Here is an 8,718-nt window from a genome sequence, read left to right as displayed (position 1 = left end):
GGCCCGGCCCCCGGGGGCCTCCGGGACCCACGTGGGGGCTGGCCCCGGGCTTCCCCCCCCGGCGGGGCGGGGCGGGGTACCGGCCCGGGCCGGCCACGGCCGTCCACGCGTCAGGTCCTCCGGTCACCGCTGCGGGGCGTCAGAAGACGCAGGGGATCCCGCCGTCGGACTGGGCGTCGACCTTGGGGCCCTGCATCGGGAGGTTGGCGGTCGGGTCGGTCGGGGCGGCGGTGGGGGCAGCGGGGCGGTCGGAGGCCACGCCGTCGAAGGACGTGCCGAGGGTGACCACGACCCGGCCGGCGCCGGCCGAGGAGGACTCGGTGGCGGTGACGCCGTAGCGGGCGGCGATCTGGTCGGCGGCCTCCTTGGCGCCCTTGCCGTACGCGACGGTGGTGGCCTTCGATTTGCCGGCGGCCGGGCCGGTCCGGCCCTCCTTGAAGCCCATGCCGACCAGGACCTTGGCCTCGTTGGACGAGGACACCCCGGCGGCGGAGGAGGCGTTGAACACGTCGACCGTGGCCGGGGCGGCGGCCTGGGCGGAGGTCGGCGCCGTGGTCGGGGCGACGGTCGCGTCGACGGTCGCGTCGACGGTCGGGGCGTCGCCCGGGGCGGGCACCGGGGCGGCGGCGTCCGCTCCGGTGAAGACCTGCCTGACCACCTTCTGGATCTTCGCCGGGGTGACGAGGTTGACGTCCTGCGGCGGGTCGCCCTTCTTTCCGCCGGTGTCGTAGGTCAGGGTGTTGAACTCGACGTTGCCGCCGGTCAGGGCCGGGGCCTGCTGGGCGAAGTCGAGGATGTTCCACTCGTTGTCGATGACGAGGTCCTTCTGCACCACGCCGAACAGCTTCTGCATCGCGCCGAGGTCGCCGATGACGCCCTGCTGCTTGAGCTTGTGCATCACCGAGGAGATGAACGCCTGCTGGCGGTGGGTGCGGGCGAAGTCGTCCGAATTCCCGTGCCCGTCGTTCAGGTTGTGGCGCTGGCGGACGAAGGAGAGCGCGTCGGCGGCGTTGAGGTGGCTGACCCCGGCGGGGAGCTTGAGGCCGGTTCCGCCGCCCTCGTGGCCCGGTGTCCGGGCGGTGATCGGGTCGTTCACCGGGTGGGTCAGGCAGACGTCGATCGGCTCCAGCGCCTTGGCGATGTCGTAGAAGCCCATCAGGTTGACCTCGGCGATGTGGTCCACCGGCTGGTCGACGAACTTCTGGACCGTCCGGATGGTGGCCGCGCGCCCGGCGTCCCGCCCGGCCTTCTCCAGGTCCGCGCCCTTGAGCCCCTTGGCCTTGGCGCTCCTGTCGAACCGGTCCTTGGCGTTGCCGTAGGCCTCCTTGATCTTGGCCATGCCCATCTCGGAGCCGTCGCCGCCGTAGGTCATCACCCAGTCGTCGCGCGGGACGGAGACCGCCTGCACCTTGCCGCCGTTCGCCGGTATGTGCAGCAGGATCAGCGAGTTGGTGTTGTAGCCGCCGATGCTGGAGTCGGCGCCGGCGTGCAGCTCGTTCTGGACGATGGCCGGGTCGACGTCCGAACCGTCCATGTTCTTGCGGCTGTCCAGGCCGATCAGCAGCAGGTTCACCGAGTTGTCGAGGTGCTTGGGCGCGTCCTTCTTCGTCTCGGCGATGGCGTTCGACGTGGTCATCCCGTCGGTCAGGGACGTGTACTCGTACCAGACCACCCCGCTGGCGACGAACACCGACAGCCCGACCGAGCACGCCACCGTCCGTCCCGCGATCAGCACCGGCGACCGCCGGCCGGCCGCGCCGCCCGTGACCCGTCCACCGCTCCGCCGCTGGCCCACGCTGCTGCCCCTGTCCTCGACCGACAACTCCTCTGGTTCCCAGAGGCGCTGACCCACCGATCATGTTGCACGATGTGTCGGAGATCACGCGCGCCGGGCAGAAGCCTTGAGTGCCCCAAGGGGCTGGATTTAGGCTCTGATTATCCGTCAATTACCTTGTGGTATGGCCTTTCCCCGGTGCGTCGATAGAATCCACGGCGTGCTCTCGCCCTACCGGTCAGTCCTCGCAGAGCTGTTGAAACGGTCCGATCCGACCACCGACTGGCGCGTCCACCACCTCGAACCATGGCTGATGGTGACCCCACCGCACCACCGTCCACGCCGCCAGGGCTGGAAGCTCCACGTCTCCGCGACCCTGGCGTCGGCGCCGCAGGTGATCGAGCGCGCGGGGCAAGTGCTGATCGCGCACGGCTGCGCGTTCAAGGTCGCGGCCTCCCCGCGCGTCACGGCCGAGCTGACCGCCACCCGGGCACTGCGGGCGCAGTCCGGCAAGTTCCTCACCGGCTACCCGGTCGACGACGGCCAACTCCTCGTCATCGCCCGCGAATTGCACGAAGCGACCGCCGGAATGCCCGGCCCCGCCATCCTCTCCGACCGCCGCTACCGGCCGGACAGCGTGGTGCACTACCGCTACGGGTGCTTCGCCCGGCCGCGGGTGCTCAACGACGACGGGTTCTACGAGGGCCGCCTCACCGCCCCGGACGGCACCGTGAGCACGGACGAGCGCCACCCGTGGTTCTCGCCCCCGCCCTGGGCCGAGGACCCGTTCCGGACCCCGGCCACCACCACCTCGGCCCCTCCCCGCCGCCGCGGCAGCCCGGTCCTGCTCGCCGACCGCTACCTCGTCAAGGAGGCGGTCCGGCACTCCAACCGGGGCGGCGTCTACCGCGCCGAGGACACCCGCACCGGCGAGCGCGTCCTCCTCAAGGAGGCCCGCCCGCACGTCGCCGCCGACCACGACGGACGGGACGCCCGGGACCGGCTGCGCCACGAGGCGCAGGTCCTGGAGGAACTCGCTCCCCGGGGCATCACGCCCCGCGTGCTGGGGCTGTTCGAGTCCGGCGGCCACCTCTTCCTGGCCGAGGAACTCGTCCTGGGCCGCGACCTCCGGCAGTGGACCGCCGAGCACCTGGAACGGGGCGACGGCCGGGTGCCCGCCCCGGCGGCCCGGCGGCTCGCGCGCGACCTCGTACGGCTGCTCGCCGAGGTGCACGCGGCCGGGCTCGTCCTGCGCGACTTCAAGCCCGGCAACGTCGTGATGACCCCGGACGACCGGCCGGTCCTGGTCGACCTGGAGCTCGCCGTCCGCCCCGGCACCACCGTCCACCCCGCCGGTACACCGGGATTCACCGACCCCGAGCACCTCGGCTCCGCGGACGGACCGGCGCCGCGCCCGGCCCCCGGCCCCGAGGCGGACTGCTTCAGCCTCGGCGTGACCCTGCTCCACGCGACCACCGGCATCAGCCCCGTGCTCGCCGCCGACAGCGCACCGAGCCGACCGGCCGGCGAGCGGCTCGCCGCCCTGGTCGCCGCCGCCGACCACGGCGCCCTGCGCGGCCTCGCCCCCGTGGTCATCGGCCTCACGGCGGCCCCCGCCACGCGCTGGACGCTCCCCCGGGCAGCCGAGTACCTCGCCCAGGAACCCCGTCCGTACACACGGCCGGTGCCGGCCGCGCCGCCCACGCCCGAGCGCCTGATCGAGGACGGCCTCGCCCACCTCGCCGCCACCATGGACCCCTACGGCGAACACCTCTGGCCCGCCCCGAGGTCCCTGCCGCACGGCGACCCCTGCAACGTGCAGTTCGGCGCGGCCGGCGTGCTCGCCGTCCTCACCCGGGCCGTCCGCTGCGGCCACGAAGCCGCCCGCCCCGCACTGCGCGAGGCCGCCGACTGGCTGGACGAGCGGCTCAGCGAGCCCAGCCGGGTCCTGCCCGGCCTCTACTTCGGCCGCTCCGGCACCGCCTGGGCCCTCCACGACGCGGCGACCGCCCTGGACGACGGCCGCCTCGCCGACCGGGCCCTCGCCTACGCCCTGCGCATCCCGCTCGACTCCGCGGCCACCGACGTGTGCCACGGCCTGGCCGGCGCCGGCCTCGCCCAGCTCCACCTGTGGCACCGCACCGGCGACCGGCACTTCGCCGACCGGACGGCCCGGTGCGCGGACGGACTGCTGCGCCTGCTGGCGGCCGCACCCGGCGTGGACTGGCCCCTCGGCCCGCCGGCCCGTGCCGAACTCGCCGGCTCCGCCACCTACGGCTTCGCCCACGGCGTCGCGGGCAACGCCGCCTTCCTGCTCGCCGCCGGCCGCGACCTCGGGCGGCCCGAGCTCACCGACATCGCCCTCGGCGGCGGCGAGGCCCTGTGCGCGCTCACCGAGTGGCGCGACGGCGCCGCGTACTGGCCCAAGGGCCCCGGCCGCACCGAACGCCCCGGCCTGAACTACTGGTGCCACGGCTCCTCGGGCATCGGCACGTTCCTGCTGCGCCTGTGGCAGGAGACCGGGGACCCGCGCCACCTCGCCCACGCCGAGGGCGCCGCGGTCGCCGTGCACCGCGACCGCCACCGCCTGGGGCCGGGCACCTGCCATGGCCTGGCGGGCAACACCGAACTGCTCCTCGACCTGCACGCCGCCACCGGCGACGAACGCCACCTCGCCCGGGCCAACGCGCTCGTCCACGCCATCACCCTGCGCGCCGCGCGCCGTGACGGCCGGTACCTGGTCCCCGACGACACCCTGCGCGAGGTCACCGCCGCCTACAACGTGGGCCTCGGCGGCGTGCTCGACCTCCTGCTCCGCCGTCACCACGGCGGCCCCCGATCGTGGCTGGTCGACCGGCCGGCCACGGGCCCGCACCACCCGAGCCACGGAAAGGGGGAGTGAGAATGGAGAGCACCGTCCTGGAACTGCAGGAGCTGCCCGAGACCGAGGAGCAGCCGCTGGAGCCGATGATGTGCTGCGACACCGGCCACCGCAGCTTCGACCTGGTCGACCTCGCCGCGCACCCGGTCGACTGAGCGGTCGGGCCGCCCGGGGGCATCCCGCCCCCGGGCGGTCGGCGGGCCCGGTGGGCATGCCGCTCGTCACCTGCTCCGCGGGTGGTAGGCGAGTTGGCGCTCGACGGGAGCCGCGGCGAAGTCGCCGAGACCGTTGACGACGTCGCCGACCGCGAGCCGGATCCCCCGCGCGAGTCCCGACCCCTTGAGTACCGCACCGCGGCGGTCCGGGTCGGGGCCGGTGAAGTCGTCGCCCCCGGCCAGCCGGACGCTCTGCGCCGAGATGGCGCCGATGACCTGGGCGCCGTCGCCGATCACGCTGGAGCCGACGACCTCGGCGCCGTTGAGCAGCCGCGCGTGGTCGCCGACGGAGAGCAGCGAGCCGGGCTGGTTGGCCTTGATCTGCACCCCGCCGGGGCCGAGGGAGCACCCGTCGCCGACGACGATCCGTCCGCCGTCGGCCGCGAGCAGCAGCGTCGACGGGTGGAAGGTGCTGCCGCTGCCGATGGAGCACGTCCCGCCGTCGCACCGCACCACGACGCCGGGGAAGAAGGTGTTGCCCTCCCCGATCTCGGCGTCGCGTGCGATCAGCGTCGAGAACGGATCGAAGACGGTGTTGGTCTCGGCGAGGACGGCCATCTCGCCGAGCGTCCGGAACCCGTTCCTGCGGCGCTGCTCGTCCATCAGCTCGAACATCTTGTCGTGCACGCCGGCCCGCTCCCCTGTTTGATCATGTTGCACCGACTCTACGCACCCGAGAGCGCATACGGCGGTGGAGCCGCCCTGGTGCCGTGCCGTCAGGAGAGGACGGCGGCCAGGCGCTGCGCCAGGGTGTCGGAGGGGCGGCAGGCGATCACCGGCAGGTGGTGGCTGCGGGCCTGGGCGGCGAGGTGGTGGGAGTAGCGGGCGCTGACGGCGGCGCGGGCGGGCTGGGGGCCGTCTTCGGGCTCGCGGTGGGCGTAGTTGGCGGCGATGGCGGCCGGGTCGTCCTCGTGGAGGAAGAGGGCGCGTACCCGGCGGCCGCGTGCCCGGGCTTCGGCCACCGCGCGGGCGGCGGCGGCCGGGGTGAGGTAGTCGCCTTCGACGATCGCGGGCACGTCCACGGTCAGGCGGTTGCGGACGACGCCGAGCAGCGCGTCGTCCAGGGCGTGCGCGGTGGCGATCTGCAGCTCCAGGACGCGGTCGGCCGGCAGGTCCGCGTCGGGGTCGGCGAGGCCGTCGAAGTGGTGCAGGCCGGGGTGGGTCGCGGCGGAGGTCGCGGCCTGCAGGGCGGCCACGACGTCGTCGAACTCGACGACGAACGCCCCGTGCCGAGCGGCGAGTCGGGCGGCGGCGAGGCTCTTGCCGAGCCCGGAGGCCCCGCCGATCAGCAGGACGTCCCACGGGCTGTGGTTGGTGTGCATGCGGCCACCGTAGGCGGCCGGTCAGGACGGCGGCTGCGCCGGGCCGGTTATGTGGCGCAGGTACGCCTCGGGGCGTTCCAGGTAGCGGCGCCAGTGGTCGACGATCGCGAGGTCCCGCCAGCGGGTGGGCCGGATGCCGTGGTCGCCGACCTCCAGGACGGCGGAGCCGGGGGTGGCGGCGAGGATCGGCGAGTGGGTGGCGCACACGACCTGGGCCCCGGTGCGGCCGAGTTCGTGCAGCAGGCCGACGAGTTGCAGGCTGGACGTGAAGGAGAGCGCCGCCTCCGGCTCGTCCAGGATGTAGAGGCCCGGCTCGCGGAACATCGACTCGAAGACGGTGAGGAAGCCCTCGCCGTGGCTCATCAGGTCGGTGCGTTCGCTCCAGTACCGGCCCTGCCCCTGCTTCTCCTCCATCATCTGCAGCGCCGTCTCGGCCCGCAGGAAGAACCCGTTGCGCCGCGACCGCGGGCCGGAAGCCATCGCCCGGCCGCGCTCGGTGTAGTCGAGGCGCAGGTACTCGCCGAGCTCCCCGCGCTCCCTGGGGCCGGCGTAGCGGGCACCGGCCCGGCCGCCGTAGTTGTCCACGCCGTAGGCCTCGGCGAGTGCCTCGACGAGCGTGGACTTGCCGGAACCGTTCTCGCCGACCAGGAAGGTCACGGGCGCCGGGAAGGCGATGCCGCCGCCGAGCAGGCCCCGCACGCACGGGACCGTCCACGGCCACTGCGACAGCTGCCGCTCGGTGAGCATCTCCCGGTGGACGCGCATCCTCTCGACGATCACTCTTCCCGCCCTCCCTGGTTCGTGTACGGCTCGGCCCACCATAAGCAGCGGCCCTGACAACGGCCTCCGGGAGCCGGTCAGCGCAGGCCGGGCAGGGCGCGCAGTTCGGTGATGCGGAGCAGGCGGGCGAGGAGGAGGAAGAGGAGCGCCATCGTGAGGCCGCCCGCCGCCAGGGAAAGGACCGGGGCGCGGAGGGCCGCCACGGCACCGTCCGTGCAGCCGAGGCCGACGAGCCAGCCGGCCGCGCCCGCGAGGGCCGCCGCCGCGGTCAGTTTGCCGTAGGTGCGGCAGATCCGGCGGCCGTCCAGCAGCCCGTCCGTACGGCGGCGCAGGCGGACCGCCGTCAGGAGCAGGCCGACGCCGTACGAGAGCGCGTACGCGCCGGCCATTCCCGTGACGGCCCAGCGGGCCGGGAGCAGCAGGTGACAGGCGGCCGCGAGGGCGACATTGGTGACGCCGATCCACAGGGCGAGGCGGAACGGGGTGCGGGTGTCGTCGAAGGCGTAGAAGCCGCGCAGGAGGAGGTACTGGGCGGAGAACGGGACGAGGCCGAGCCCGAAGGCCTGGAGCATGTGGCCGAGCGGCACGGCCGTGGTGGGGTCGGTGGCGCCGTGGGCGAAGAGCAGTTGCGCGATCTGCGGGCCGAAGGCGAGGAAGGCGAACGCGGCCGGGACGATGACGACGCCGCTGATCCGCAGCGAACGGGAGAGGTCGGCGCGGAGGTCGCCGATGCGGTGCTCGACGACCGCGCGGCTCATGCGCGGCAGCAGGGCGGTGACGAGGGTGACGGTGACGATCGACTGCGGCATCGTCCAGATCTGCTGTGCGTAGGTGTAGGCGGTGTACCCGACGCCGTCCTTCGGGAGGGCGGTGTCGGCGGCGGAGGCGAAGCGGGTGACGAGCGTGCTCGCGACGAGGTTGGCGAGGACGAACAGCAGGGTCCAGCGGGCGGCGCTCACGCTCCTGCGCAGGCCGGTGCCGCGCCAGTCGAAGCGCGGGCGCGGCCGGAAGCCGGCGGCGAGGGCGTACGGGACGAGGGAGAGCGCCTGGAGGGCGAGCGCGACGGTGGTGCCGGTGCCGAGCAGGGCGACCTGGTCGGGGGTGATGCCGGAGACCTGGTCGGGGACGTTCAGCAGGCCGACGTACAGGCCGAACATGGCGATGAGGACGACGTTGTTGAGGACCGGGGTCCACATCATCGCGCCGAAGCGGTCCCGGGCGTTGAGGACCTGGCCGAAGATGCTGAAGACGCCGTAGAAGAAGATCTGCGGCAGCAGGTAGCGGGCGAACACGACGGTGAGCTCGAACGCGGCGTGCGTGCCGGGGGTGTCGCTCTGGTAGAGGGCGATGACGTCCGGCGCGGCCCAGACCGCGAGGGCCGTCCCGGCGGCGAGGAGGCACAGCACGAGCGTGACGAGGCGCTGCTCGAACGCGGTGCCGCCGTCGGGGTGTTCGGCGCGGGCCCGGACGAGCTGCGGGACGAGCACGGAGTTGAGCGCGCCGCCGATCAGCAGGAAGTACAGGCTGGTGGGGACGGTGTTGGCCAGGTTGTACGTGGTGGCGAGCAGGCCGACGCCCAGGGCGTGGGCCTGGAGCACCTGGCGGATCAGGCCGGTGGCGCGCGAGACCACCGTGCCGGAGGCCATCAGCGCCGAGGAACGCCGTAATCCGCTCGTCCGCCCCGGGGAGGCGTGCCGTCCGCGTGTCTTCCATCCGATCATGGAATGAACCGACGCCCGGACGCCG

Annotated in this window: 7 protein-coding genes; 2 read left to right on the top strand and 5 right to left on the bottom strand. The window is 73.8% G+C overall.

The genetic code is table 11. The features are described 5' to 3' along the window. Positions 1 to 139: 139 nt before the first annotated feature. Entirely contained in the window at positions 140 to 1,795 is a 1,656-nt protein-coding gene (locus tag ACFXDE_RS04110; RefSeq protein ID WP_380490664.1) for an LCP family protein, read from the bottom strand. Positions 1,796 to 1,994: 199 nt separating this feature from the next. Between ACFXDE_RS04110 and lanL the strand changes: the two genes are divergently transcribed. Further along, positions 1,995 to 4,676, top strand: coding sequence for a class IV lanthionine synthetase LanL (gene lanL, locus ACFXDE_RS04105; RefSeq protein WP_380490662.1), 2,682 nt, complete (start codon positions 1,995 to 1,997; stop codon positions 4,674 to 4,676). A gap of 2 nt (positions 4,677 to 4,678) precedes the next feature. After that, entirely contained in the window at positions 4,679 to 4,810 is a 132-nt protein-coding gene (locus ACFXDE_RS04100) for a hypothetical protein (protein ID WP_380435407.1), read from the top strand. A gap of 66 nt (positions 4,811 to 4,876) precedes the next feature. On the opposite strand, the gene ACFXDE_RS04095 is transcribed toward ACFXDE_RS04100, so the two are convergent. The 4 genes from ACFXDE_RS04095 to murJ form a co-directional block, all read right to left on the bottom strand. Further along, entirely contained in the window at positions 4,877 to 5,497 is a 621-nt protein-coding gene (locus tag ACFXDE_RS04095) for a hypothetical protein (RefSeq protein ID WP_380435406.1), read from the bottom strand. Between the two features lie 89 nt (positions 5,498 to 5,586). Further along, entirely contained in the window at positions 5,587 to 6,192 is a 606-nt protein-coding gene (locus tag ACFXDE_RS04090; protein ID WP_380490658.1) for an AAA family ATPase, read from the bottom strand. A 21-nt stretch (positions 6,193 to 6,213) separates the two neighbouring features. Beyond that, positions 6,214 to 6,972 carry an AAA family ATPase gene (locus ACFXDE_RS04085; protein WP_380490656.1) on the bottom strand — a complete coding sequence of 253 codons (759 nt, stop codon included), beginning with the start codon at positions 6,970 to 6,972 and terminating at the stop codon, positions 6,214 to 6,216. A 77-nt stretch (positions 6,973 to 7,049) separates the two neighbouring features. Next, the gene (gene murJ / locus ACFXDE_RS04080; protein WP_380490654.1) at positions 7,050 to 8,618 is read right to left on the bottom strand and encodes a murein biosynthesis integral membrane protein MurJ; all 1,569 of its coding nucleotides are present in this window, start codon (positions 8,616 to 8,618) and stop codon (positions 7,050 to 7,052) included. Positions 8,619 to 8,718: the final 100 nt, after the last annotated feature.

Origin of the sequence: Kitasatospora sp. NPDC059408 (genome assembly GCF_042751525.1) — a bacterium.
Classification (GTDB): Bacteria; Actinomycetota; Actinomycetes; order Streptomycetales; family Streptomycetaceae; genus Kitasatospora.
Note: the sequence above shows the minus strand (reverse complement) of the source record. Positions and strands in the feature narration are given on the sequence as shown.

What these genes read in the sequence shown, in the direction of transcription:
- ACFXDE_RS04100 (WP_380435407.1), top strand. Translation starts at nt 4,679, where the DNA reads ATGGAGAGCACCGTCCTGGAACTGCAGGAGCTGCCCGAGACCGAGGAG.
- murJ (WP_380490654.1), bottom strand. Translation starts at nt 8,618, where the DNA reads ATGGCCTCCGGCACGGTGGTCTCGCGCGCCACCGGCCTGATCCGCCAG.
- ACFXDE_RS04090 (WP_380490658.1), bottom strand. Translation starts at nt 6,192, where the DNA reads ATGCACACCAACCACAGCCCGTGGGACGTCCTGCTGATCGGCGGGGCC.